Annotated in this window: 21 protein-coding genes; 3 read left to right on the plus strand and 18 right to left on the minus strand. The window is 43.9% G+C overall.

All coding sequences use genetic code 11. The annotated features are described in order from the left end of the window. The 14 genes from ACT3S4_RS13250 to ACT3S4_RS13315 form a co-directional block, all read right to left on the minus strand. Positions 1-2,369: ABC transporter permease (locus tag ACT3S4_RS13250; protein WP_444761218.1), on the minus strand; the 2,369-nt coding region annotated here is incomplete at its 3' end. A 37-nt stretch (positions 2,370-2,406) separates the two neighbouring features. Beyond that, on the minus strand, positions 2,407-3,075 hold the full coding sequence (locus tag ACT3S4_RS13255; RefSeq protein WP_165597776.1) for a hypothetical protein: 669 nt from the start codon (positions 3,073-3,075) through the stop codon (positions 2,407-2,409). Between the two features lie 52 nt (positions 3,076-3,127). Continuing rightward, positions 3,128-3,844: an ABC transporter ATP-binding protein gene (locus tag ACT3S4_RS13260; RefSeq protein WP_165597775.1), complete on the minus strand. Its 717-nt coding sequence runs from the start codon at positions 3,842-3,844 to the stop codon at positions 3,128-3,130. Between the two features lie 25 nt (positions 3,845-3,869). Next, positions 3,870-4,712, minus strand: a complete 843-nt coding sequence (locus ACT3S4_RS13265) for an arylesterase (RefSeq protein ID WP_444761219.1) — start codon at positions 4,710-4,712, stop codon at positions 3,870-3,872. Between the two features lie 87 nt (positions 4,713-4,799). Then, positions 4,800-6,068 carry an MFS transporter gene (locus ACT3S4_RS13270; RefSeq protein ID WP_444761220.1) on the minus strand — a complete coding sequence of 423 codons (1,269 nt, stop codon included), beginning with the start codon at positions 6,066-6,068 and terminating at the stop codon, positions 4,800-4,802. Between the two features lie 433 nt (positions 6,069-6,501). Continuing rightward, complete coding sequence (gene nqrM, locus ACT3S4_RS13275) at positions 6,502-6,747, minus strand: (Na+)-NQR maturation NqrM (RefSeq protein WP_109592195.1); 246 nt, start codon at positions 6,745-6,747, stop codon at positions 6,502-6,504. Between the two features lie 153 nt (positions 6,748-6,900). Further along, a complete protein-coding gene (locus tag ACT3S4_RS13280; RefSeq protein ID WP_250163360.1) occupies positions 6,901-8,031 on the minus strand; it encodes an FAD:protein FMN transferase in 1,131 nt (376 codons plus the stop codon). A gap of 142 nt (positions 8,032-8,173) precedes the next feature. Further along, on the minus strand, positions 8,174-8,974 hold the full coding sequence (locus ACT3S4_RS13285) for an SDR family NAD(P)-dependent oxidoreductase (RefSeq protein WP_109592191.1): 801 nt from the start codon (positions 8,972-8,974) through the stop codon (positions 8,174-8,176). A 190-nt stretch (positions 8,975-9,164) separates the two neighbouring features. Beyond that, the gene (gene nqrF / locus ACT3S4_RS13290) at positions 9,165-10,400 is read right to left on the minus strand and encodes an NADH:ubiquinone reductase (Na(+)-transporting) subunit F (protein ID WP_045447641.1); all 1,236 of its coding nucleotides are present in this window, start codon (positions 10,398-10,400) and stop codon (positions 9,165-9,167) included. Between the two features lie 123 nt (positions 10,401-10,523). Continuing rightward, positions 10,524-11,132, minus strand: a complete 609-nt coding sequence (nqrE, locus tag ACT3S4_RS13295) for an NADH:ubiquinone reductase (Na(+)-transporting) subunit E (protein ID WP_011281361.1) — start codon at positions 11,130-11,132, stop codon at positions 10,524-10,526. Then, the gene (locus ACT3S4_RS13300) at positions 11,132-11,803 is read right to left on the minus strand and encodes an NADH:ubiquinone reductase (Na(+)-transporting) subunit D (RefSeq protein WP_055125671.1); all 672 of its coding nucleotides are present in this window, start codon (positions 11,801-11,803) and stop codon (positions 11,132-11,134) included. Before ACT3S4_RS13300 ends, nqrE begins: the two co-directional genes overlap by 1 nt. Position 11,804: 1 nt before the next feature. Then, a complete protein-coding gene (locus ACT3S4_RS13305; protein ID WP_372815806.1) occupies positions 11,805-12,710 on the minus strand; it encodes a Na(+)-translocating NADH-quinone reductase subunit C in 906 nt (301 codons plus the stop codon). Continuing rightward, entirely contained in the window at positions 12,691-13,926 is a 1,236-nt protein-coding gene (locus ACT3S4_RS13310; protein ID WP_055125672.1) for an NADH:ubiquinone reductase (Na(+)-transporting) subunit B, read from the minus strand. Before ACT3S4_RS13310 ends, ACT3S4_RS13305 begins: the two co-directional genes overlap by 20 nt. Positions 13,927-13,931: 5 nt before the next feature. Next, on the minus strand, positions 13,932-15,284 hold the full coding sequence (locus tag ACT3S4_RS13315) for a Na(+)-translocating NADH-quinone reductase subunit A (protein WP_444761222.1): 1,353 nt from the start codon (positions 15,282-15,284) through the stop codon (positions 13,932-13,934). A gap of 1,113 nt (positions 15,285-16,397) precedes the next feature. On the opposite strand from ACT3S4_RS13315, the gene hisA reads away from it, so the two are divergent. From hisA to ACT3S4_RS13330, 3 genes are all read left to right on the plus strand, one after another. Next, the gene (gene hisA / locus ACT3S4_RS13320; RefSeq protein ID WP_055125674.1) at positions 16,398-17,135 is read left to right on the plus strand and encodes a 1-(5-phosphoribosyl)-5-[(5-phosphoribosylamino)methylideneamino]imidazole-4-carboxamide isomerase; all 738 of its coding nucleotides are present in this window, start codon (positions 16,398-16,400) and stop codon (positions 17,133-17,135) included. 63 nt (positions 17,136-17,198) lie between these two features. Beyond that, complete coding sequence (locus tag ACT3S4_RS13325) at positions 17,199-18,842, plus strand: mechanosensitive ion channel domain-containing protein (RefSeq protein WP_444761223.1); 1,644 nt, start codon at positions 17,199-17,201, stop codon at positions 18,840-18,842. A gap of 83 nt (positions 18,843-18,925) precedes the next feature. Further along, complete coding sequence (locus tag ACT3S4_RS13330) at positions 18,926-19,228, plus strand: hypothetical protein (protein ID WP_055125676.1); 303 nt, start codon at positions 18,926-18,928, stop codon at positions 19,226-19,228. Between the two features lie 87 nt (positions 19,229-19,315). Here ACT3S4_RS13330 and rnr read toward each other — a convergent pair whose 3' ends face one another. The 4 genes from rnr to thrS form a co-directional block, all read right to left on the minus strand. Then, on the minus strand, positions 19,316-21,610 hold the full coding sequence (gene rnr / locus ACT3S4_RS13335) for a ribonuclease R (protein WP_444761225.1): 2,295 nt from the start codon (positions 21,608-21,610) through the stop codon (positions 19,316-19,318). 141 nt (positions 21,611-21,751) lie between these two features. Beyond that, positions 21,752-22,996: a toxic anion resistance protein gene (locus tag ACT3S4_RS13340; RefSeq protein WP_109592179.1), complete on the minus strand. Its 1,245-nt coding sequence runs from the start codon at positions 22,994-22,996 to the stop codon at positions 21,752-21,754. Between the two features lie 321 nt (positions 22,997-23,317). Next, the gene (infC, locus tag ACT3S4_RS13345) at positions 23,318-23,821 is read right to left on the minus strand and encodes a translation initiation factor IF-3 (protein WP_045447656.1); all 504 of its coding nucleotides are present in this window, start codon (positions 23,819-23,821) and stop codon (positions 23,318-23,320) included. A 23-nt stretch (positions 23,822-23,844) separates the two neighbouring features. Continuing rightward, entirely contained in the window at positions 23,845-25,779 is a 1,935-nt protein-coding gene (thrS, locus tag ACT3S4_RS13350) for a threonine--tRNA ligase (RefSeq protein WP_444761226.1), read from the minus strand. Positions 25,780-26,279 lie beyond the last annotated feature (500 nt).

Genomic DNA, 26,279 nt, shown 5'->3' on the forward strand with positions numbered 1-26,279 from the left:
TTTAGCATATACAGATCGCGCTTTTGCATACCGAGCAGTCTAAATGACGCGCTGTCTTTCATGCGATCTTGCGAAGTAGACAGCAGCGAGCTGATCAGCACCATAACGCCAGTGAGTAGTGCAAGCAAGGTAAACACATAGACCAAGCGGCTCATTTGTACCACCAGCTCTTGAATTTGTTTCGCAATCGCAGTCCCATCAATGGTAGTGACAGCAGGGAACTCACGTACCAGTTTGCCTTGTAATTCTGGAATGGCGTCTTCTGATACGTGGGCAGTAGCAAACTGAATCTGCGGGGCAGCGGACAGTACGGACGGTTCAAACAAGAAGTAAAAATACGGGCTTGGGCCACGCTCATAGCGCGTACGAATACTGGTAATCTGCCCGATGATTTCGATACCTTGAATGTTAAAACGTACCTGATCGCCCATACCGACATTGAGCATACCTGCGGCAGTGTCCAAGATAGACAAAGGTTTGATTTGTTCATTTGTCGCATCGATAGAGGAGTATAGCGCGTCGTCTGTGAGTGATTCAGTGATGTATTCGGTCTCCATGACCGTATCTGCGTAGCTCAAGTTAAAGACACGTGTGGGGTCATCAAACCCATCAGCAGGCTCGATATCTTTTGCCGCCACATTATTGGCCGTCTCCACACGGGCACGAATGACGGGATAATAAGTGACGGGCGCCTCAATGATCGCATCAATATCATCATGCTGATCGCTCTGCACATCGAGCAAAAACAAATTGGGCGCGTCTTCAGGATAGGCGTTGATAAACTGCGCATTGATACTGTGATTGAGCGTGGTGATAAGCGTCAGAACCGCCACCGATAGCGATAAGGTGACAAAGAATAACGCTGATTGGTTGCCTTTACGCGCAAGGTTATGAATGGCGATACGCTGCATCCAACTCACCTTAGTATTGCTTGCCAACTTATTAAGCAACCACAGCCACCCACGCGCCAATAACCAAAATATCGCTACAAAGCCAATCAAGCCGCCCAATAGCTGTGCGCCTAATGACAGTGAGCCCACTTCATAGGCAAAGAAAGCATACAGTCCTGCTAGTACCAAGCCATACCATAGTAGCGGCACGCGTCGATACCACGGTAAGTTTTGTGTTTGCGTGCTCGCCCCTTGATTGAGTAGGGTAGCGGGTTTGGTCGTGTTAAGTGCGCTTAGACCACGCTGCGCAATCAGTAACGTCAGAGCTAAGGCAATCACAATGGTTTTGATCGCACTGATTGGGTTGATGGCTAGACCAACGTCAGCAGGTAAGATGGCCACCATATAGGGCTGACCAATTTTAAGCAAGCCCAGACTAAGGGCAACCGCTGCAATACAAGCAATGACAGTCGTTACGATAAGCAGTTGATAATAGCTGCGTTTGAGTGAGCCAAGTGGCTCGCCGAGCGCCAAGCGAATCGCGTTATTGGACTGCTGCTTACTGACAAATGCACTAATGACGCCGTACATGGCGACCGCAGATAGTAGCAACACCGCGATGACCAGTAGTTTCAAAAACATCAGCACATTATCAGAGATACGCGAGACAGAAGTATCTGCAGACTCAGCGTCAGATAGCTCGATATCAGGATAATTGGTCAGGATATCTGTAAGCTGTTCACGCTGCGTGGTTATCAGCTCGGGATCGCCTGCCATTTCGATACGATAGTTTATGCGGCTGCGTTGCCCCAATAGGTTGGTTGACGGGAGTGCATCTTGTTTCATCAACACACGCCCACCAAAACCAAAGGTGGTCAGCGGACGGTCAGGCTCTTTGGTTAGTACATCACTAATCGTGAACTGCGCATCGCCAATGGTGATACGGTCGCCGACATCGGCCTGTAGACTACTGAGCACTTCTGGTGCGACGATCACACTGTCAGATGTTAGCTGATCCCACAGTGGCTGTCCTGAGGCAAGCTCCGCTGTGCCGTATAGGGGATACGACGGCGAGACGGCTTTGACGCTGGCAAGCAGTGTTTGCTCATCATTGACCAGCATGGCGCTAAATTGATAGTCATACACGATCTGTGTATTAGGGATAGTTTCTACCTGTGACAATACTTCGCTTGGCCAGTCTTGCTTACTGTTTAGGATTAGATCCCCACCAACGAGTGCGCGCTGATTGTCATTGATGTAGCTATCGAAAGACTGCTGCACCGAGTCGAGAGTCAGGTAAGTTGCAAGTGATAAGGTCAAGGTCATTAGAAACAACACTGGATACACCCAGCGCTGCCACCAGCTACGGGTTAACGCTTTTGCGCCTAAGGTTTGACGGCTAAAGAAACTGCTCCCTTTAGTATCAGTAGCTTGATTATTGATAGCCGTATCGCTTTTTTTGATCGTAGCTTTAGTCATAATTTTTTTGCTTAATCGGTAGACGTATTAAGAAATTTTAGAATGTGTTATCAGGTAACCAGATATAGATAAAGTCGAACAACTCTGCATCTGTCATATCAGTTAATGAATGAACGAATTTTTTATCTTTGACTGTTTTATATACTGCGCTAGCTACTACTTTATGGTAAAGAAGAGACTTACCTTTCGTTTGTTGTTCAAACCAGTGTTTATTTATTTTGCTAGGTAAATTATAGAAAAAAGAAAAATCTAGCTGTTTACTGAGGAGGTTCAACTTCTTGTATTTGTAAGTATCAAAGTAATATAAATGTCTTAATGCATCATTTTGCAGTGTATTTTGCTCATTCTGTAGTAAGTCTAAAAAACAAAGGTATTCGTCATCATTTTCTATAAAGTACGTCAAAGGGTATAGGAAATAATTATTTGCTCTTAAATATCCCTTACTTATTGCTTGTAGAATAAGCTGACTTATCTCGTCTCTGTTGGCATTGATGAAAGGTTTTGAGTAATGCTCTAATATAAAAGAGAGCGCAAAAATAATGGAATAATCATCTGAGTCAGCCATCTGTTTCAAATAATAAAGCGCATTATCTAATTTATAGATCGAGATTAACTGATTAATTGTTTGGCTATAATCTTCGGTTTCAAAAGTGAACTTTCCAGCAAGTAAGTCTTTTGCCACGCTTTCTATCTCAAGAGTTCCCATTGAACTAACCTTATTAAATTAGAGCATTAAAGACTAAGGGATGAATGCCTATTTATTCTTCAATGCGGCCGTCATGCATAGTGATGACGCGATCTGCCATCTCGGCAAGTGCAGGGTCATGAGTCACGACCACCAGTGCTGAGCCAACCTGTTGGCGTAAGTCTAATAGCAGCTGCATGACTTGATCGGCATTTTGCTCATCTAAGTTGCCCGTTGGCTCATCAGCAAAGACAATCTTTGGATGCGATACCAGTGCTCGCGCCACCGCTGTACGCTGCTGCTCACCACCTGATAATTGATTGGGTAAGCTGTTACGTCTATGACCTAAGTCGACCGCATCTATCAGCTCGTCTACGCGTGATGGGTTTGGACGTCTGGCAATATCAAGTGGAAAAGCAATATTTTCAGCGACGGTTAGTGTGGGCAGTAGATGAAACGACTGAAAGACAAAGCCCATATCCTGTTGACGAATAACGGCTAGCGCATCTTCGTCAAGACTGCTAAGCATTTGACCTGCTAGCGACACCGTACCGCTATCGGGATAGTCTAATGCTGCGAGTAACCCTAACAAAGTAGATTTACCCGATCCTGATTTGCCCATGATGACTACAAACTCGCCAGCATTAACGTAGATATCTACGTCTTTAATGATGGACAGCTTTTGCTCACCGACTTGTACGGTTTTATTTAATTGTGAAGCGGTCAGTAGAGCTTGTGTCTTAGCGTCTGCTTGTAGCGTTGCTGTGGCAGTCGAAGATGATGATGTCATTACCGTGTCTCGTTTAATGGTCTCGTTAAATAGTCTCATTTGTCGTATTTTTTGTCGTGTCGTCTTGAGCAGTTGCAGCTGTGTTATCGGTATCGGTTGTTTTTAACTCTTGTAGTTCTTCTAGTTCATTTAATTTAGGCTCTAGAATAGGCAGGATATTATTATTAACGATAATCTCGTAGCCTTCTTTAGTCGGATGAATCGCATCTGCTTGGTTAAGCTCTCGGTCACCGCCGACGCCCTCTAAGAAGAACGGAATAAGCGTTAGATTCATATCCTTGGCGACGCGAGGATATATCGCTGCAAATGACTTCACATACTCAGAGCCAAGGTTGTCATAGATTTGCATGCCGCCCAAAATGACGATACTGCCATTATCCTGTAGACGTTTGACCGCGGTACGAATATTGTCTTCAACTGTCGCCACATCGATACCGCGTATGGCATCGTTAGCACCGATAGTCAAAATCGTCACATCAGGCTTAGTTTGCAACACCCAGTCTAAGCGATTGACCAATCCCGTGCTGGTTTCACCGCTCAATCCTGAATTGATAACTTTGGCATTGTCGTAACCCATTGCTTGCAGACGATCTTCTAATTGAGCAGGATAGTTGTCATCTTTATCCACCCCAAGACCTTCTGTTAGAGAGTCGCCCAATGCCAAGATCGTTAATGGCGCTTGCTGTGCAGTGGATGTTGACGGTTGCTCAGATTTTGTCGTTTGAGGTTCGGCAGTTTGAGTACTGTTTTGCATGCCATTATCGGTGCTAGGTTCAGATGGTTTTTGGCAACCACCGAGCGCCATTACGGCTGTTAAAATAGCCAATGTTGGTAAGTGTCGAGCGAAACGAATGGATAAATTCATCATGGTTATTCTGTCCTATAAGCAATCAAACCAGTGTAGCAAAATAAGACAGACACCAATATTATCCTAAGGTTACTGTAGTTTTTGATATTAAAGCTTTTTGCCATCGACCATCACTGGACGACTCACTACCCAAGCAATGACGACGTTGAGAACCATCAAAATAAGCATGATGAATAGTGGCAAATCCCAACTGCCAGTCGCTTCATGTAGCCAACCTGTCCCTAAGGGACCAAAAAATGCAATCAAATAACCGACGAATTGCGCCATACCCGACAGCTCACTAGATTGGTTGGTTGTATAAGTACGTAAGGAGAACAGCATCATGCTCAAGGTGAAAATAGCGGAGCAGCCAATGCCCATCAGACCTGACCACAACCACGCGAGGTCGGTAGATAAATAATTGATTCCTAAAATACCAATAACATTCAGCACCGCTGCAAACACCGCCAGCGCCTGAATAGGGCGGCCGCGATTGATCAGCCACGTCAGGCTCAAAATAGAGACTGGCGCCATAAACTGAAACACTGAAGCCATTTGTCCTGCTTGCACTGCGGATAGCCCTTTGCTGACCCAAATAGAGGGTAAGAAACTGGCAACGGTGTAAAATAATAGTGATTGCAGCCCCATAAATACTGCAATTTGCCAAGCAAAAGGCGTACGCCACATGGAGATGTCAGACGATCCAGAGGTAGGTGGCACAATTGCTTGATGACTAGAGGAACCAAGCCGCAATCGCAAAAATATCCAAATAACGATCGCAAAAATGCCCAGTAGCGACCACCCACCCAGTGCCCATTGCCAGCCCAATTGCTCAGATAATGGCAGTACGACTCCAGCGACGATGCCTGCCGTTACCGTCATCGTTAGACTAAATAGCCCTGTTATGAGTGGAATATGCTGGGGCGTACGCTGTTTAATAACAGGGGCAGCTAAGGTGTTCGCAAAACCGATAGCCAAGGTCAGCAGTAACGTACCAATCAAAAACCCAGACCAAGTGGGAATAACGGTACGAATCATCATACCAATCGTTAATAACGCAATCATCGCAATGAGTGTATTCTCAAGCCCAAAACGCTTACCAATGGCTGGCGCGATCAGTGCGCCCACCGCAAAAGTCAGCATGGGCACTGCTCCTAGCCAACCAATCTGCGTCTCAGAGATATTGAGGGCATCTTGTACAACAGGGGCAATAGAGCCGAGAGCAACAATAGGCGCACGCATATTGGTGGCGAGCAAAATCATGGCACATAAAATGAGCCAAAAAGTGAAGCGTGAGGAGGGCAGCTCAAACGGTGACGGCGTATCTGAATGAGACTGTAATGGCACATCAGGTGGCAAATCAGTAGAGGTAGACATAGCAGCACGACTATTAGAATAAGAAAAAGGACACGTCATTAAACAGCGCCGAAGCATCGTCGCTTGTAAATAACACCAAAGAAAACGCACCTAGACGGTGACTAAAATCATTAATTAGAATCGTAAATTAGAACTAGAGATTACTTGCAGAATACAAGATATATGAGTAACCATTTTGAAAGCGCGCTTATCTTCAATCGCCTATCAACTGAATACGGTATTAGATTTATTTAGTCTACTATTATTAACAGGCCTTGCACGTGTCGTATTTATATCCAAAATATCTTAAAGTGAGGCTAACTAGATACGTCGCGGCTGGTACAACTAAAAATAGCGCCAGTCCCTTGCAAAGGACTAGACGCTATTATAAGAACAGATGTTAGGTAAATACTACCAGCGTATGGTAACAAACGCGGTATTTATAAGAATTTAGCTATACAGGTCTGCCTAGCTGAGCGGCTTTAAGGGCATTTTCTTGCTGTTCTGCCACGATTGAATCACACTTATTGGGATCATTTCCACAAAACGAGCAATTTTCATCACCCATTAGTTTAGCAACGCCGCCACAAGATCCTCTAAGCGGCTTCTTTTTAACCATATAACCGATACCCATAAAGACAAAGAACAGGACGAATACGGTAAAGGTAATGGCAAGCATGGGAAGCAATTGACTAAGCATAGAGGAGACCTCGATTTTTAAAAATAGTGTGGCTATCTACTAGGGTAGTACCTTAATAGTATAGCAAAACCAGTATAGCAAATTTTTGTATGGCTCGTTGATGGTTATCGAGCCGTTTACAGTATTGCGACTAAGTTCTATTGCCAACAAGCTCTAAGGCTGTTTGTCAGCACGTAATGCTTGCATCGCTGGTGTTTGTACCACTTGCCACTGGTCAGTATTCTTATCAGAACCCGTCGTCTTTGCCTCATCAGCTAAGACAACAAACAAGGCGGCTATATCTTGTGCTTTGGCTGTTGCAAGGGCTTTTTCATAAGGCATCGCAGTTAGGGCGGTTGCCCAAGCATCTGCCAGTGCGACTGAGTCTGCTGCAACGGTTACCGATGGTGCGCCGCCCGCGATAGGCTTGCCAGTGGTTGGATCAATCGTATGACTGTATCGCTGACCGTCGAATATGACGGAATTACGATAGTTGCCAGAAGTTGCCAAATACATCTGATTATCGGTATTGATTGGTTGACGAATCGCTGATATTGTCTGACGCTCGCTGACCGTACTGTCCTCAATAGGCGCATCAATCGCAATTTGCCACGGCTGCTGTTGGTTATTGACCCCAGAGGTTGCAATTTCACCCCCTATCTCTACCATGTAGTTGCGAATTTGATAGTCATCTCTGAGCACATCGGCAATCACATCGACGCCATAACCTTTAGCAACTGCTGAGAAATCAAGCCCGACACCGTCTTTGGTTTTATAAATGCTCTGCTCTTTTTGTATGATGCTCTCAAAATCGACCAAGGCTTTTGCTTGAGCAATCTCAAGTGCTGTCGGTTGACTTTGCAAGCGCTCAACGGTCATGGTGCTACCAAAGCCCCAAGTCTCTACCAATGGCATGACGGTAGGATCAAAGGCGCCACCAGATTGCTGATAGACGATTCGTGACACATCAAGCACGTGAGCAAAATCTGCATCGATAGTGAGGGGGATGTCTTTACCTAATTGGTTGAACTTAGAGATAGTAGAGTCTGCTTGATAGGTAGACATACTGTCATTGATTTGCTGCAAGCGCTTATCAATCGACGCTTGGATGGCCGCTTCATCTGCATCCGCAGGTAGCTGATAACTGATATGGTAGCTCGTTCCCATGGTCTCACCGCTGAGATAGTCATAATCTGGCGTTTGCTGGCAAGCGCTAAGACTGAATACAGCACTGATAGCCATAACGGGCAATAAGGTGGTTTTCATCGATTTTCTAGACAATGAGAGTGGGGATAATTTTTGCATTATTGGTTTTCTCATATTAATCACAATAGCTTTTATGGCAAAAGGGTGAGTGGCACGTTCTATTAGCGTTGCCCATTTTACACCCCTTGTCACCCATAACGCCAATCATCGACTTAAGACCTAGTGGCTTAAACGACTAGATTTATTTTACTTTTGATTCACGGATGAGCTTATATAGTTTTGGTGGCGATAGGCGGTTGACCGTGGTCGCCAGCTTTTCTTTATTACCTGCCACGATGATGTATTCTTCACCCTTAATCAGAGCTTTTATGACCTGTTTAGCAAAGGTAGCTGTGGTTAATCCTTTATTGGTTGCCTCGTCCATCGTTCCTTGCGCGCTACCATCACCAGTCAAGGCGTTAATAGAAATACTGGTTTGAATAAATCCTGGGAATATCGTCGCCACCTCTATGCCTTGCTCGTACAGTTCTGCACGCAGACTGTTTGCCCACATATGAAGTGCGGCTTTGGCTGCTCCATAAGCGCCGCGATATTGTGTGCCTAATAAACCAGCCACGCTCGATACCATGACAATTTTGCCGCCACCTTGCGCGATCATATCTGGCAGTACTAGTCTGGTCAGACGTGTCTGCGCAAAATAATCTATCTCCATAATTTGGCGCTCAACTTCTTCAGTGGTTTCCATAATAAGCGAGCGTTGACTGATGCCAGCATTATTAATAAGCCAATCAATTTTTCCAGCTTGAGCTTTAGCTGTCTTATACGCGTCTTTTGCTTGTTTGGCATCGGTGATATCAAAAGGGATGATGAAATGGTCTTTGCTGTTTTTACAGCGGTTTTTGACTGCTACTAATTTTGCCTCATCACGCCCACTTAAAATAATGGTGGCACCACGTTTGGCAAAGGCGATGGCTAATGCTGCACCGATACCACTAGAAGCACCAGTAATCCAAATGGTCAAATCTTTAATGTTGGTTTTCATAAGAATCCTTTCTTAAGGCAATAAACAATTAATCATATAGTAGAGGGCAGGCGGTCTGCCATTTAGATTTGTAGGCTTATTATGCAAGAGTTGCATTTAGTCAGCGCCAAAAAAAGAGCCTCAATTGAGACTCTTTTTTATTTATTACTTTAGAATACTTTTTTACGTAGCCACTTGCTTAGTTACTCACTTAACCGCCGAAGTCATCAAGCATGATGTTTTCATCTTCCACACCCAAGCTGTGTAGCATGTCGATGACCGCTGCATTCATCATCGGTGGCCCACACATGTAGTATTCACAGTCTTCTGGGTTTGGATGGTTTTTCAGATAGTTTTCAAGTAGTACATTATGGATAAAGCCGGTTGGACCTTCCCAATTGTCTTCTGGTAATGGATCAGACAAAGCCACATGCCACTCAAAGTTATCAAACTCTTCTGCTAGTTGATCATAATCTTCAACATAGAACATCTCACGAATAGAGCGTGCACCATACCAAAAGCTGATTTTACGCTTAGTATGTAAGCGTTTAAGCTGATCGAAGATGTGCGAGCGCATCGGTGCCATACCAGCACCACCACCAACGAAAATCATTTCAGCGTCAGTCTCTTTGGCAAAGAATTCACCATAAGGACCCGAAACCGTTACTTTATCGCCAGGTACTAGGCTAAATACCCATGATGACATTTTGCCTGGTGGAATACCATCAGGACCGCGTGGCGGTGGACTAGCGATACGAATATTAAACTTAATAAGGCCTTTTTCTTCAGGGTAGTTGGCCATCGAGTAAGCACGAATAACTGGCTCATCAACTTTTGAGACATAGTTGAAAATACCAAATTTTTCCCAATCTTCACGGTATTCTTCGTCAATGATAAAGTCTTTATAATGAACTTCATGCGGTGGCGCCTCTAACTGTACATAACCACCAGCACGGAAGTTCACTTCTTCGCCATCTGGAATTTTAAGGACCAGCTCTTTAATAAAGGTAGCAACGTTATCATTAGAGAGAACTTCACATTCCCACTTTTGTACATCAAAAAACTCAGGGTCAATCTCGATTTTCATGTCTTGCTTAACGGCTACCTGACAAGCCAGACGCATGTGATTGCGAATTTCGCCTTGAGTAAAATAGCCTTCTTCGGTGGGCAAGATAGAGCCGCCCCCTTCAATAACGCGGCAGCGACACTGCGCACAAGTACCACCGCCACCACAGGCTGAAGATAAGAAAATACCTTCGCTTGCAAGGGTTTGTAGTAATTTACCGCCTGCTGGGGTCACGACGTCATTATCGGGATTATCATTGATATGGATGGTAACATCGCCTGAACTGACCAGTCTTGAGCGCGCCGCCAAAATAATGGCAACGAGGCCCATGATGATCAAGGTAAACATAGCAACGCCACCAATCGCCGTAGCGTAATCCATGGTAGGTATCCTTAATCTATGGAGTAGGGGTGCGAAAAGACGTCATTGCGTGTTTCCTGAACCCCTACCGAATAAATGAATTAAATAGGTCAAATCGCTAAATAGGCTGTTAAGCTTAGCGGTCTAAATTGACATACCGCCGAAAGACATAAAGCCAAGTGACATCAGACCAACTGTGATAAAAGTAATACCAAGACCACGCAGCGGTGCTGGAATGTCTGAGTATTTTAACTTTTCACGGATACCGGCCAATGCGGTAATCGCCAATGCCCAACCGAAGCCTGCTCCCACACCATACACGACAGATTCGCCGAAATTATAGTCTCGCTCAACCATAAATAGTACACCACCTAAGATGGCGCAGTTCACAGTGATAAGTGGCAAGAACACCCCAAGGGCGTTATACAGACTAGGAACGAACTTATCGAGGAACATCTCTAGAATCTGTACGGTCGCAGCAATCAAGCCGATATAACTGAGCAAGCCCAAAAAGCTTAAATCGATATCAGGGAAACCTGCCCATGCCAGCGCACCATCTTTGAGAATGAACTGAAAGAGTAAGTTGTTTAATGGTACGGTAATCGCCATCACGACGACCACGGCAACACCCAGACCAATAGCGGTTGAAACCTTCTTTGATACGGCCAAGAAAGTACACATACCTAAGAAATAGGCCAGCGCCATATTCTCAATAAAGACTGAGGTTATAAATAAACTAACATAATGTCCCATTAGTGACCGCCTCCATGTGCCATGCCTTTAGACTGCGGCTTCATTACAAATTCAGCGTCTTCAACCTGCTCAGGTTTCCAGATACGGATAATGGCAATGAACAAACCAATAATAAAGAATGCTGACGGTGGCAACAGTAATAGACCGTTTGGAATATACCAACCGCCATCAGTGACAGGCTGTAGGATGGTGATACCAAACCACGTACCTGAACCAAGTAGCTCACGGATAGTCGCGACAAACAGCAAAACCGCAGAATAGCCAAGACCATTACCAATACCATCTAAAAAGCTTGGCACTGGGGGATTGCTCATGGCAAATGCTTCGGCACGACCCATCACGATACAGTTGGTGATAATCAAACCAACGAAGACCGACAAGCCTTTACTCACATCATAAGCAACGGCTTTTAGCACCTGATCGACCAAGATAACCAAGGAAGCAATAATGGTCATCTGTACGATAATACGAATGCTTGAAGGGATTTGCTTACGAATGATCGAGATAAAGAAGCTTGAAAACGCCGTGACTAAGGTCAACGCCACACACATTACCATGGCATTAGCCATGCTTGTGGTGACAGCCAGCGCCGAACAGATACCAAGAATCTGTAGGGCAATGGGGTTATTATCAAAAATAGGCGAGGTTAAAATACTTTTAGTGTCAGCCATGTTATGCCTCCTTGCCGTTTGCTACTGGTCGTTTGGCTGCCAGTTCGGTTTCAGGTTGAGCGCTCAGCGTTGATTGCGTAGCTTGTGTATCTGCCGCATTATCAATTGCTTGACCACTCTCTTTACGTAGCGTATCTAAATAAGGCTTATAACCTTGCTCACCCAACCAAAACTGAATCATGTTACTGACACCGCGACCGGTCAAGGTTGCACCACTGATACCATCGACCCAGTTATCTTTCGGTGTACCCGCTTTGGTCACACCCGTGGCAACATTACCGTTTTCGTCATATGAGTGGATACCGCTCCACTTCGCACGCCACTCTGGCTCTTCGATACGAGCACCCAGACCTGGTGTTTCTTTATGCTCATAAAAGCTGATGCCTTTAATGGTATTCATATCGCTTTCAAGGGTTAAGAAACCATAGATAGTGCCCCATAGTCCATAGCCTTGAATCGGCAAAACAACCATTTCAGGTTTGCCTGCGTCATCTTTTTTAACATAGACTTTGGCATATTTGGGTTTACGACCAATACCAGCAGGGTCGTTGTTGCCTAAATCTTCACTCAGTGCTTTATTCTTAGTCGCTTGGCTTGCGTCATAAGCATTACGATCAGGGATGCCAGCGGCTTTTAGCGCTTCGTCATCAACGTAGCTGCCTTTACTTAAGTCAATAATTTCGACATCGAAATCTTTAAAACGTTCAGCAACATCATCTGCTGTATCAGACTCGGCATCGTACATGCCAGCGGCGACCAAGATGTTTTTGTTACGGTCTAAGCGTGCGTTTTCAATTTGAGCAGGTTTTAGACCAACCGCTACTGCTGAAACTAAGACGGAACACACCAAGCATAGTGTCAATGCCACACTGATGGTTTTCGCATTATTACTTTTGGGCTTGGACATAACGAACCCTCCGAGCTGTTTGGCGTTTGATGTTTGCTTGGGTCACAAAGTAATCAAACAATGGAGCAAATAAGTTGGCGAATAAAATGGCCAGCATGATGCCTTCTGGGAAAGCTGGGTTCACGACGCGAATCAATACCGTCATAAAACCAATCAAGATACCATAAGCCCAGCGGCCTTTATTGGTATGCGCAGCTGATACAGGATCGGTTGCCATAAACACGGCACCAAAGGCAAAGCCGCCGATCACTAGGTGCCAATAGAACGGCAAGTTCATCATCATATTGTCTTCAGAACCAATCATATTAAAGACAAGAGAAGTAGCAATCAGACCTACCACACAACCTGCCATAATACGCCATGAAGCAATACGCGTCCAAAGTAGAACGACGGCACCCATTAGGATAGCCAGTGTTGATACTTCACCGATACTACCTTGCATATTACCTAAGAACGCATCACCCCAAGTAATCGCATTACCATAGACGTCGACGAAGTCTTGAGGGACTACGCCTAACGCGGCAAGACCAAGTGGCGTCGCACCAGAGAAACCATCGACCGCCGTCCATACTGAGTCACCAGACATATAAGCAGGGTAAGCAAAGTATAAGAATGCGCGACCCGATAGGGCAGGGTTCAGGAAGTTTTTACCCGTACCACCGAACACTTCTTTTGCGACTACGACACCAAAGATAATACCGAGGGCAACTTGCCATAAAGGAATATCTGGTGGTAAACAAAGCGCAAACAGCACTGAGGTCACAAAGAAACCTTCGTTGACTTCATGACCGCGCACTACGGCAAAGATAATCTCACAGAGAATACCGACCGCAAAAGTGACGATATAAATCGGTAAAAATTGCATCGCCCCGTAAACGAAGCTTGCCCAGATACTGTCTGGGTTATAGCCTGCCATACTGGTGATAACAGTACGCCAGCCTTCAGGCTGCAAACCAAGCGTTGCAATCGCCGTTAGTGCTTGATGACCGATGTTGTACATACCCCAAAACATGGCTGGGAAAGTACATAACCATACGGTAATCATAATACGCTTTAGGTCGATACCGTCGCGTACGTGTGATGCTGAGTATGTGGTTGAGCTTGGTTGACGCAAAAACGTATCAAACATCTCAAAGATAGCATAGTATTTTTCGTGTTTGCCACCCTTGGTGAAAGACGGCTCCATACGATCGAACATATTGTGTAAAAATTTCATCGTGGTTAGCCCTCCAGCTCAATGCGCGTCAAGTTATCACGCAAAATATCACCGAATTCATATTTGCCAGGAGATACGAAGGTGCATAATGCTAAATCTTCTTCGTCCAATTCGAGCACGCCCAAATCTACGGCGCTAATCATGTCTTCGACAATTAATGCACGTAGTAACTGTGTCGGCAGATAATCTTGCGGCATGACCTCTTCATAAACCCCGATAGGTACCATCGCTCGCGGTGAACCATTACTCGTGGTCGTAAAGTTATATTTCTTATTACCAAAAAACTTAGAAATATAAATAGGCAGCTTAGAGAAGCGGTTGGTGCCGACACTTAGGAAATGGAACGCTGGACGTTCACGCCCTTCAGGCAGCACACTGATTTGATTATGAAAGCGACCAAGATAAGCCGTATTGCCAAATACTTTGCGACCTGACAACACCGAACCAGAAATAATACGGTTCTCGCCAGCCGCCAGCTGTCCTTTGGTCAGAGCAGCGATATCAGCACCGCGCTCAGTAGCCACCAAACGTGGCTTGGTGACCGCAGGACCCGCCAAACTAATGATACGGCGCGTATACAAGCGACCGCTGGTGAATAGCTTACCGATCGCAATCACGTCTTGATAGCCAATCGTCCATACGGTCACGCCGCGCATGATTGGGTGCAAAAAGTGAATGTGCGTGCCAGCCAGACCAGCAGGATGCTTACCAGTAAAGCTATGATACTCAGTGACATTATTAGCCGCCGTTTTGGCAACTGGCGTCAATTGGGCATCACCATGATGGCAAACAAAGGTCTTGGGGCTGAGTGTCGATAAGACAGCAAGTCCGTCATTGAACGCTTGCAACTGATCGTTAATCAGCAGCATTGGGTCAAATGCTAATGGATTGGTATCCATAGCGGTGACAAAAATAGCATGAGGACGGGCACCGATTTCTGGCGCACGGCTATAAGGGCGCGTGCGAAACGCGGTCCATTCGCCAGAGGCAAGCAGTTGGGTTTCAACGACTTCAGCGTCTAGGTCAGCAAGTTGCTGGGAGTCATAGCGCTCGAAGTCTACTTCTTCACCGTTTGGGTCGACCGCAATCACAAGGCTCTCAAACACACGACGTTCACCGCGTTTAATCGCGACGACTTTACCAGCAGCAGGGGCAGTATAGATAACGCCAACTCGTTTTTTGTCTTCAAAAACGGGCTGACCCTTTGCTACGATATCACCTTCTTTGACATTCATCGTGGGCTTCATGCCCACATAATCATAGCCAATAACGGCGACATGTGTCGGTTGGTGCTCAGATATCTCGCGGGATGATTCACCGGTGATGGGCAAATCCAAACCTTTTTTGATGGTAATCATAAGCGAAAACTTAGTCCATAGTCTAAAACGATACCAGACGTCCTGTTTGGTATATCGGTAGCATGAACATCTGCGTCATTCAATAAAGCCCCCACGTCTCTCTTCCTATAGTAGGATAGTGACAAAGGGTCTCTGAAAATAACGCATGATCATAACTACTAGTAAGAGTATTAACGCTGACCTTAGACTCCTTAACAACACGTTAATGTCTTATTCGAATGACCAAAGTGGCGACTGGCTACCAAGGTGTATGTTAAAACCATCAAATCAAAAACAATCGTTCAAGCCTTTAGCGAAAATGATTGTGTAGACAATAGCTCTATCATACGTTTCATTGAAAATTAAAGCTTGTAACACCAGCGCAATTGACCACCCTTATCGGTTTGGTATCTTGTTAATAGATACGCAATTAGATAAGAATGCAGCCAAAAGATGATCTATCGAAATAGATGATAAACTGGTTGACAGATAAACTAGCGAAGCCATTATTAAGTAGATTTCACTCACATCAATAAGCGGCTATACAGCTAGTAATGACTGTTCTAAAATAGTTAGCTAGTGATAGAGATACGATAGAGACTATAAAAAAGAAAGAGGCGTCATTAGAGTTTAGTGCTGTAGAGTAGACTGTTTAGAGGCCACCAGTTGAAATTTCTAATATAACCCTTCTTAGCAATATGTCAGCCAACATCAAAAAGATGCACTTAGCTGCTGCTCGACTCATCCTGACCGCTATGCAACACTAAGCCATAAATGACTCAATAAAAAGCGCAGCGCATGGTTACTATCACATAGAAACAAATAAAAATTTACCTAGGATTATACGCTAAATTGACCTAAAATTGCCAGTCAGTAATTGAATTTATCTAATGTTGCCAGTGATTCAATGTATTAAAACTTATGGTTATGATTGACCATTTTTTTATGGTCATTTCTATCTATCGAAGCGGATTTTGGGTCTATCATGGATAGCTTTTGATTCGTCTATATATTAAGTCACTTTTGACTGATGTTTTTATGCGTGTTTAGAGGGTGTTGAACGTTCAATACACCCTGATTTTTGAATTTACTTTTCTAAATATATTTATTGTTGTGCTTTATAAGGAATGCTATATGTGTGCTGTGCCTGTCATTATCCCGGCGATTGATTTAAAAGATGGTAAATGTGTCCGCTTAAAACAAGGCCGTATGGAGGATGATACGGTTTTTTCTGATGATCCAGTGGCCATGGCAGCACGCTGGGTAGAGGAAGGTGCACGTCGACTGCATTTGGTTGATTTGAATGGGGCATTTGACGGCGTACCCGTTCATAGACAAGTGGTAAATGACATTACTAAAGCGTATCCGAATCTGCCTATTCAGTTAGGCGGCGGTGTGCGCAACATGAATACCATTGAGCAATATATTACGGCTGGTTTGACTTATATCATCATTGGTACAAAAGCGGTCGAAGATCCGGAGTTTGTCGCAGAAGCTTGCCGCGAATTTCCGGGTCATATCATTGTAGGTATCGATGCTAAAGACGGCATGGTCGCGACTCATGGTTGGGCAAATGTGACGGATACCAAGGCGACCGAGCTTGCAAAGCGCTTTGCAGATGTCGGCGTATCGTCGATTGTCTACACCGATATCAACCGCGATGGCATGATGCAAGGCGTCAACGTTGAACAAACTGTCAATTTAGCACGTGAAGGCGGCTTGCCTGTGATTGCCTCAGGCGGCGTGACCAATATGAAAGATATCGAACTGCTGAAACCTTATGGCGATTGTATTGAAGGTATCATTACTGGTCGCGCAATCTATGAAGGCACGTTAAACTTGGGCGAGGCACAAGTTTATTTGGACAGTTAATGATTATTGAACATTCAGTAAAGAAAGATGAGTACGAAAATCTATAAAAAGCAAAGGATGCTTATGAACACTCACTTTGACCGTTCAACGATGCGCGATTTTATAAAAGCGTGCGGTCAAATGCTGTTGTTACTAAGCATTCTTTTTACCTTTCCAGTGTATGCGGCCGGTGAAGAGGTGACTGGTATCACCACTGCATTGGGGATAGATACAGCAGAAAATCCGGCAGCTGATAAACCTTTACTGGATGCGCCATCAGAAGAGGAAGCTTCAGCATCTCCAGTGGTCATACCTGAACCAGCACCACCGCCCATAATCAGTGGTGAGAGCACCAATAATGCGCAAATCGAAACCACTCCTACTCCGCAAAAAGACAATGACATTCGTCAACGTATTCAGGGTATTTTTTCTGAAATAGAAGGTCTGCAGGCTGTCAATGTCAGTGTTACGCAAGGTGTTGTCACCTTAACCGGAGAGACGCCGAATGAGAAAAAAGCGCAACAAGCCATTAATTTGACCAACCGTCTGACAGATGTGGTCACCGTCGAAGATCGGATTGATCGTACCCTTGATGTTCAAGACAATGTCACTACCGTTTATCAAGGTCTTAAAGCCCAAGCCAAAAATCTAGTCAAAGCCTTGCCACTCCTATTGGTCGGCATTGTCCTATTTGCATTGGTGACATGGTTTGGTAGTTGGCTGTCTAATCGCAAAAAAATGTGGCAGCGGCTCACGCCCAATCCATTTGTCGCCGAATTGCTGTCACAAACCGTTAAAGTCATTTTTATTATTTTCGGTTTGATTCTTGCGCTGAGTTTGATAGGCGCCGAAACCATCTTAGGTACTTTGCTTGGCGGTGCAGGCGTTATCGGTATCGCCGTTGGTTTTGCGGTCAAAGACACTATTGAGAATTACATTGCCTCGCTCATGCTCAGTATTCGCCAACCATTTCGCGCACGTGATCATATTTTGATTAATAATCAAGAGGGGATCGTAGTACGGCTAACCTCACGTGCGACTATTCTGATGACTTTAGATGGCAACCAGTTGCGCATTCCCAATGCTGAAGTATTTAAAGCAACGATTTTAAACTACACCAAAAATCCAGAACGTCGATTTACCTTTGAGTTAGGCGTTGATGCCAATGATGATCCATTAGCGGCTATCAAGGTCGGACTGGATGCGATACATAGATTAGCATTCGTTTTAGATGAACCAAAAGCAGTGGCTGTCATTACCAATGTTGGCGACTCTAATATCATTTTAGAATTTCAAATTTGGGTGGACCAATCAGATACAGACTTCTCAAAAGCACGCAGTATTGCCATTCGTGAGACCAAGCATGCGTTAGAAAATGAAGGCTTCAGCTTGCCTGAACCGATTTATCGTTTGCGTTTTAATAGTAACTTAGAAAAAGCATTTGAGAATATGCAGGCTAACGCTAACACTGATAGTGCTAAGTCAGACATGACAATTACGCCAATCACGCCCAAAGTGCCTGATAAAAACCAGAATGAAGATAATAGCGTTGATGATAAGGACAAAAAACAAGCAAAGGCTCGTGCCAAATTGATTTTACAAGGTCGCAATGCTGATGAGGTGCTTAACGCGCGTCCTGACGACAAACTCATGGAAAAAGTTGAACAGGAAATTGCAGAAAGCTCTGACGAGACTGATTTACTGAATAATAATAGCCCGCAAGAATAATTTGCAAAAACCTGCCAAAAACTAGGCATAAAAAATGCAACGAAACGTATATCTGATTATCATTCAAATACGAGACATTTTTTATGCAAATGAAACACTTGATTATATTCGCCCTAGTGGGCATGGTTGCGTTACTAGGTTTTAACCTCATTAATGGCAATCAACGTGAGAAAGATAGAGAAGTAGTCATAAGTGATGCAGGATCTGAGCAATCTCCCGATACAGTGTTACCAAATACTGATGATGTAGAAAGTGGCTCGGTAGATGTCGCGAGCCAGCCACTTGGCAAACAGCCTAAAGCCATTCTCGATAATGCTACCGCGAAAATAGATCAGGCGCAGGAAGCAGACAAGGAACGTCTAGACCAGATGAGTAATGCGCAATAATGATTTAAATAGTTGTTATAAAATACCACGCACAAAAAAGGCCAACGATGACGTTGGCCTTTTTATTATTTAAAGTGTTTACTAACACTAGCTTTTCTTACTTGCGCCTTTACTACGGCTGCCAGTCTTTTTAGCGGGGCTTCTTCTATCAGTACTTTTCTTATCGGTGGCTTTCTTAGAAGGCGCGCTCTTCGTTTGATTCATTTCACTAGATTGCAATTTGGCTTTTAAATCAAAGTCAATTTGTAGCAGATCCATATTGACACCAGCAACTTTCACTTTAACGCGATCACCCAGTCCGAATAATGTCCCTTTATCTTTACCGATCAGCTGTTGTTGCTGCTCATCGTAAACAAAGAAGTCATCACCGACATTAGAGATGTGAACCAAACCATCAATATATAAGTCAGTCAAGGTAACAAATAAACCGAAGCTTGTGACTGTAGTGACCACACCTTCGAACTCTTCACCAACATGATCTTTCATATAGTGACACTTGAGCCAAGACTCTACATAGCGTGAGGCTTTTTCGGCACGGCGCTCGGTATCTGAGGTTTGCGTGCCAGCCGCTTCAAGAGAAAAGTCCATCACTGGCTGCTGAGTATTGGTCACTTTTGCTTTGATGGCACGATGCAGCATCAAATCAGGGTAACGACGAATCGGCGAGGTGAAGTGGCTATATTCGTCATAAGCTAGCCCAAAGTGACCGATATTGTCAGGCGCATAGTTTGCTTGCATCATTGAGCGCAACAGCATGCTGTGGATACTAATCGCATCGGGTCTGTCTTTGGTGGCTTCAATAATGCGCTGATAATCGGCTTGCGTTGGATTTTCTTCTGGGAAGCTTAAACCAAAGTTCTTTGCGTATTCGTGAATACGCATTGATTTTTCGCCATCAGGTTTGTCATGGTTACGATATAAGACAGGAAGCTCATGCTTGAGTGCAAAGTTCGCTGCACAAGTATTGGCCAGCAGCATACATTCTTCAATGAGTTTTTGAGCATCACCGCGAGTACGCGGTAGGATTGCTTCGATACCACCTTTCTCATTGAACTTAATGTAGGTCTCAACTGTTTCAAACTCCATTGCATGGCGCTCTTCACGCTTTTTAAGCAGCAGCTCATACAATTGATGTAAGGTATCGACAGATTTTTTGACGTCTTTATTACCCGTGAGTGAGTGAGGTACGCTCTTATCTTCTGGATTCTCAAGATAAGCGTTCACTTGATTATACGTTAAACGTGCTTGAGAGTGCATGACAGCAGGATAGAACTCATAACCAGTCACTTTGCCTGCCCGCGATATTTTGATATCGGCGACCATACAAAGACGGTCACGGTCAGGATTCAGTGAGCACAGACCATTAGAGAGCACTTCAGGCAACATTGGAATCACACGATGCGGGAAATATACGGACGTACCGCGCTCGTAGGCATCTTTATCAAGTGGCGAGTTTGGTGTAACGTAATAACTGACATCAGCAATCGCAACTAAGACACGATAGTTGCCACCAGAGCGTTTTTCAGCAAATACGGCATCATCAAAATCACGTGCATCTTCACCATCGATAGTCACCAGCGGCAAATCACGCAAATCTGTACGACCTTTTAAATCTTTTTCAGTCGGCTCTTGATAATCGTTGGCTTGCTTCAGTGCTGCTTCGCTAAAATCTGATGGGATATCATAATTAAGTAAGGTGGTCTCAATAATCAGTTCGCGATCATTGTCATCAGACAGTACTTCAGTGATTTTACCCGTCGCAAATTCATGCTGATTTGGCCAATCAATAACATCAACCTTAACAGGAGAGCCTTGCTTGGCATTCATCGCTTGTACATTTTCTTCAGTAACGGTAATCGGCTGGTGATTATTTGGACTACCAAGCTCGACACAGTAGCCGTCTTCATCACGCGCTAATGTACCAATGAAGTTATTTTGACGACGTTCAACGACATCGACGATACGTCCTTCTGTGCGCCCGCGATTGTCTGTCGATGTACCGACTGCATCTACAGTGTCACCGTTGAAAACCCAGCGCATTTGCTTTTCATGTAAAAACAAATCTGGCATATCGCTTAATAATACAAAGCCAAAGCCTTTAGGATGTGCAGACACTGTACCTCTGACGACATCTTGCTTGGTCACCGTGCGATAGCGATAAGGACGACCGTCGCGGTTTACTTGTCCATCACGTGCCATCGCTTTTAGGCGATTGCCTAAAGCGTCAAACTGGTCTGGGTCATCAATATTAAAGGCTTTTGCCAATTGTTGATGCGTGACTTCACCATGCTCATTAATCGTACTGAGTATCAGTTCGCGACTAGGGATAGGATTGTCATATCTTTTTGCCTCACTTGAGGCGTTTGGATCGTTCCAACTCATAAATTACCGTATCTATTTTTAAAATTATTAATAATGGCTATCTTAACACGAACGACGTTGCAATATCTTGCGTCAATTGTCTTAAGTGTATTTGGTAGCAGGAAGTGGCCACCTTTAATAGGCAACAACTATTAAAACAAATCAAATGTCGATATCGACTGTACTTGATCTATTGGTTATCTTTTTACTGTCTATCTCTTTCGACACTTCTAATACTGTTGTTTGATTAGACTTATCCAAGTATTTCTGAGCCTTATCAACTTCAGTAGTCAAAGTATTGACCGTCTGTTTCATGTTCTCTAGCGCTTCAATTTTATAATTGCTAATCATATCCATCGTATCATAGACGTTATTGAAAGCGTTTTGCAATTTATCAAGCTCAATGCTGCTACTGGTCGCATGCTCATGGATTTCACCTGACTGACGTTTTAGCATCGCTGAGGTCGATTCAATTAAGCTACTGGTGGTTTTATTTAAAGCAGTAATTTGATCAAGCACCAGTTTTTGATTGGTCATCGCTTGTGCAACCACGACCGCTGTACGTAGTGCAGATACGGTGGTTGTGGTGGCTCGATCAACGCCTTTTATCAATTCTAAGTTATTGCGGCGAATGGTATCGAGCGCTAAATAGCCTTGCACGTTCACGGCTAACTGAGTTAAAAAGTCGGTGTTTTTTTGACGCACATAAAACAACATCTCTTCTTTAATAATGCGTGCTTTTTCGGGATCGGTCGCTTCTATCGCATAAACCTTCTGTTCTAACTGCTCATCAATCTTTTTGCCGACATAAACGTATTGGCGTATGGATTGCATCAGCTCCCACATATTGACTTTTTCTTGCTCAATCATCGCATTGTCTTTGAGCAGCTCATCCTTACCATTATATAGACTGGTTACTACGGCGTTGATATGTGATTGTGCCGATTCATATTGACGGAAGTAATCCTGTACTTTATTGCCAAATGGGATGAGACCGAATAACTTACGCGAGCTGGTCAGCTCTTTTTTACTGGGATCTAAATCTTCGACGATGCCGCGCAACTCAGTCAATGACTTGGCGATAGGGGAATTATCAAACAAGCTGTCATTGAGGCTTTTGGCGGGTAAATCAAGCATACGATTAGACACTTGGGCTGATTCACGAATCTCTTTGGTGCCGAGATTATGAATCGATTGCACATTTTGCTGAAACTCAGCACTGTGCACAGAATTATTAATCACATGATCAACAAAGGCATCGACCTTGGCATCAAGTTCTGGGATTTGGCTGTCATCCAATTTGACCATCTGATCTGCTTCGCTTTTTTGTATTTCTCTCACAGGTTCAGGCGCGGTTAGAGAAATACTTGGCGTCGTTGCGTTTTCTGGTGGGGTCAATTCTTGCATGAAATTTCCTTCAATATTGGATAAAAGTAGTGTTTTTGTCAACGACTCTGATGGTCGTGATATACGTTATTTTTATACACTTACTAGAAATTTTTAATAAATGCTGATTAGCAAATATAAAACAGACCTTTAGATTACCGCGTAATCAAATGGTTGAGAAGGTAGGTTTTGTAAAATAGAGTCAGCCAATTATATCTGACTAAACATATTTAAAAGAGATATGTATCTATGCACACAATAAAAAACCATCAATATCCCGCAGTATATTGATGGTTAAGGTTATACATATCTATATTGACTAACAGCCATCTAATAAACAGATTACTTTTTCTTAGTTGGCCCAAGCAGCATACCCATCTGACGACCTTCCATCTTAGGATATTGCTCAACGTTAGCAATCTCAGCAGTATCTTCGATAATACGATCTAGCTGCTTGCGACCAATCTCTTGGTGCGCCATTTCACGGCCACGAAAGCGAATACTGATTTTAACTTTGTCTTGGTCTTCCAAAAAGCTGACGATTTTTTTCAGTTTAACCTGATAATCAGCTTCTTCAGTACTAGGACGCAGCTTCATCTCTTTTAGCTGAGTTTGCTTTTGGTTCTTTTTAGCTTCTTTCGCTTTTTGCTTTTGATCATAGAGGAAATGCTTATAATCCATGATTTTGCATACTGGCGGTTTGGCTTCAGGAACCAATTCGACCAAATCTAGACTGTCCTCACGTGCCGCTTTCATCGCGGTTTCGATATCGACCACGCCCATCTGTTCGCCGTCTTCTTTAACGAGACGGACTTCTTTGGCTGTGATATCTTCGTTGATGTTCAAACGGTTTGACTGTTTAATAGGTATTACTCCTCATCTGTTTTTGGGGTCTGTCGGCCTTTGTCGCTGACAGCGGTCTGTACTAATGTAATAAATTCTGGAACACTCATCACGCCAAGGTTTTCACCTTCACGAGTACGGACATTGACACTGCCCGATTCGACTTCTTTATCCCCTAATACTAGCATATAGGGAACGCGTTCTAATGTTTTCTCTCGTATCTTAAATCCAATCTTTTCGTTACGCAAGTCACTAATAGCTCGCAAACCTGAATTTTTGAGTTCGCTGACCACATTTTCACAAGCATCTGCCTGTTTATCAGTGATATTCATCACCACCACTTGTTGCGGCGCTAGCCAAACGGGCATCCAACCAGCATAGTTTTCAATCAAAATACCAATGAAGCGCTCGAATGAACCTAAGATGGCACGGTGCAACATAATAGGTACTTCGCGCTCGTTTTGCTCATTGACGAATTCGGCATCAAGGCGCTCAGGCATGTTTGGGTCAACCTGAATCGTACCGCACTGCCAGACGCGACCTAAAGAATCTTTCAAACTAAATTCAATCTTCGGACCATAGAATGCACCTTCACCGGGCAGATAAGCCCAATCTAATCCTGAGCTATCTAATGCATCGGCCAAAGCTTTCTCTGCAAAATCCCAAGACTCATCACTACCAACCCGTTTTTCAGGGCGAGTCGAGAGTTTCATAATGATATTGTCAAAACCAAAGTCTTCATAGACGGCAAGGGTTAGTTTAATAAAGTCAGCGACTTCTTGCTGGATTTGCGACTGTGTACAGAAGATATGTGCATCATCTTGGGTAAAACCGCGTACACGCATCAAACCATGTAGCGAACCTGATGGCTCGTTTCGATGGCATGAGCCAAACTCTGCCATACGTAATGGTAAGTCACGGTAAGATTTTAGACCTTGGTTAAAGACTTGCACGTGGCACGGGCAGTTCATTGGTTTTACCGCATAATCACGATTTTCGCTGGCAGTCGTGAACATGTTAGTCGCATAGTTACCCCAATGACCAGAACGCTCCCATAAACTACGATCTACGATTTGCGGTGTTTTAATCTCTTCGTAGCCATTATCGTTTTGTACTTTACGCATATATTGCTCAAGCACTTGGTAAATAGTCCAACCGTTTGCATGCCAAAACACCATACCTGGTGCTTGCTCTTGCATGTGAAACAAGTTCAGTGCCTTACCGATTTTACGGTGATCACGTTTTTCTGCTTCTTCGATACGCTGAATATAGGCTTTTAGGTCTTTCTTATCCGCCCATGCTGTACCATAGATACGTTGCAGTTGCTCGTTCTTGGCATCACCGCGCCAATATGCACCAGACATTTTGGTCAGTTTGAATACTTTTAAAAATCTGGTGTTTGGCACGTGCGGACCACGGCACATATCCACATACTCTTGATGATGATAGAGACCAAAGGCTTCTTCGCCTGGCATATCGTTAATCAGCTTAAGCTTATAGTCTTCACCACGTTCTTCAAAGATTTTAATGACTTCATCGCGTGGCGTTATTTTTTTGATAACGTCATAATCTTGCTTAATCAGCTCCATCATGCGTTTTTCAATGGCTGCCATATGCTCTGGTGTAAACGGCGTTTCGCTATAAATGTCATAATAAAAACCATCATCGATAACGGGACCAATCACCATTTTTACATCAGGATATAACTGCTTAACGGCATGACCTAATAGGTGAGCACAAGAATGGCGAATGATATCGACACCGTCATCATCTTTTGGTGTCACGATTTCAACATTAGCATCATGAGCAATAGGGTCGTGCGCATCAACTAGATGACCATCTACACGCCCGGCGACCGTTGCTTTAGCCAATCCTGCACCAATGCTTTGTGCCACTTCCATGACGGTGGTGCTACCTTCGAAGTTTTTTACGCTACCATCGGGTAAAGTAATCGCTACCATAATCTATTCACCTTTTTGCGTCCGTTGGCAGTGATGATTGCAACCATCAATCATATAACCGCAAGACTGCGTCAATTATATCCAACTGCTATGATATGTTATAAGAGATAGATATCACTTAAAGGCAAAATTTCAAACAATCAACCGTTGAACAATCAAGGCTAATAAGAAATGCCATTAAGCAATATTATAAAGTCAGCTATTATAGCAAAAACTGTGTATCAACACTAGATAGTAAGGGATTAGGTCGGCCTCTATATATAGATGCTATCTATGCGAATATCAAGAAGTGTAAATCATAGTTAAAGGACACAGCGAAGGCAATTATCAATAAGCAGATAAATATGTCAAAAAGTCAGTATAGAGCTTCAAAGTTTTAGCTTAAAGTAAGTTCTTAATGGCAACTCTATAGATGACAATTAATGAATATCGATAGATACTGTTTAAAGCTGAGTCATTATTTACCGTCTAATTTAAAAGAATTAAATGAATGTCAATCT

This window comes from Psychrobacter sp. AOP30-A2-5 (genome assembly GCF_052378115.1).
Classification (GTDB): Bacteria; Pseudomonadota; Gammaproteobacteria; order Pseudomonadales; family Moraxellaceae; genus Psychrobacter.

What these genes read in the sequence shown, in the direction of transcription:
- ACT3S4_RS13255 (WP_165597776.1), bottom strand. Translation starts at nt 3,075, where the DNA reads ATGGGAACTCTTGAGATAGAAAGCGTGGCAAAAGACTTACTTGCTGGA.
- ACT3S4_RS13260 (WP_165597775.1), bottom strand. Translation starts at nt 3,844, where the DNA reads ATGACATCATCATCTTCGACTGCCACAGCAACGCTACAAGCAGACGCT.
- ACT3S4_RS13265 (WP_444761219.1), bottom strand. Translation starts at nt 4,712, where the DNA reads ATGATGAATTTATCCATTCGTTTCGCTCGACACTTACCAACATTGGCT.
- ACT3S4_RS13270 (WP_444761220.1), bottom strand. Translation starts at nt 6,068, where the DNA reads ATGTCTACCTCTACTGATTTGCCACCTGATGTGCCATTACAGTCTCAT.
- nqrM (WP_109592195.1), bottom strand. Translation starts at nt 6,747, where the DNA reads ATGCTTAGTCAATTGCTTCCCATGCTTGCCATTACCTTTACCGTATTC.
- ACT3S4_RS13280 (WP_250163360.1), bottom strand. Translation starts at nt 8,031, where the DNA reads ATGCAAAAATTATCCCCACTCTCATTGTCTAGAAAATCGATGAAAACC.
- ACT3S4_RS13285 (WP_109592191.1), bottom strand. Translation starts at nt 8,974, where the DNA reads ATGAAAACCAACATTAAAGATTTGACCATTTGGATTACTGGTGCTTCT.
- nqrF (WP_045447641.1), bottom strand. Translation starts at nt 10,400, where the DNA reads ATGGATTACGCTACGGCGATTGGTGGCGTTGCTATGTTTACCTTGATC.
- nqrE (WP_011281361.1), bottom strand. Translation starts at nt 11,132, where the DNA reads ATGGGACATTATGTTAGTTTATTTATAACCTCAGTCTTTATTGAGAAT.
- ACT3S4_RS13300 (WP_055125671.1), bottom strand. Translation starts at nt 11,803, where the DNA reads ATGGCTGACACTAAAAGTATTTTAACCTCGCCTATTTTTGATAATAAC.
- ACT3S4_RS13305 (WP_372815806.1), bottom strand. Translation starts at nt 12,710, where the DNA reads ATGTCCAAGCCCAAAAGTAATAATGCGAAAACCATCAGTGTGGCATTG.
- ACT3S4_RS13310 (WP_055125672.1), bottom strand. Translation starts at nt 13,926, where the DNA reads ATGAAATTTTTACACAATATGTTCGATCGTATGGAGCCGTCTTTCACC.
- ACT3S4_RS13315 (WP_444761222.1), bottom strand. Translation starts at nt 15,284, where the DNA reads ATGATTACCATCAAAAAAGGTTTGGATTTGCCCATCACCGGTGAATCA.
- hisA (WP_055125674.1), top strand. Translation starts at nt 16,398, where the DNA reads ATGTGTGCTGTGCCTGTCATTATCCCGGCGATTGATTTAAAAGATGGT.
- ACT3S4_RS13325 (WP_444761223.1), top strand. Translation starts at nt 17,199, where the DNA reads ATGAACACTCACTTTGACCGTTCAACGATGCGCGATTTTATAAAAGCG.
- ACT3S4_RS13330 (WP_055125676.1), top strand. Translation starts at nt 18,926, where the DNA reads ATGCAAATGAAACACTTGATTATATTCGCCCTAGTGGGCATGGTTGCG.
- rnr (WP_444761225.1), bottom strand. Translation starts at nt 21,610, where the DNA reads ATGAGTTGGAACGATCCAAACGCCTCAAGTGAGGCAAAAAGATATGAC.
- ACT3S4_RS13340 (WP_109592179.1), bottom strand. Translation starts at nt 22,996, where the DNA reads ATGCAAGAATTGACCCCACCAGAAAACGCAACGACGCCAAGTATTTCT.
- thrS (WP_444761226.1), bottom strand. Translation starts at nt 25,779, where the DNA reads ATGGTAGCGATTACTTTACCCGATGGTAGCGTAAAAAACTTCGAAGGT.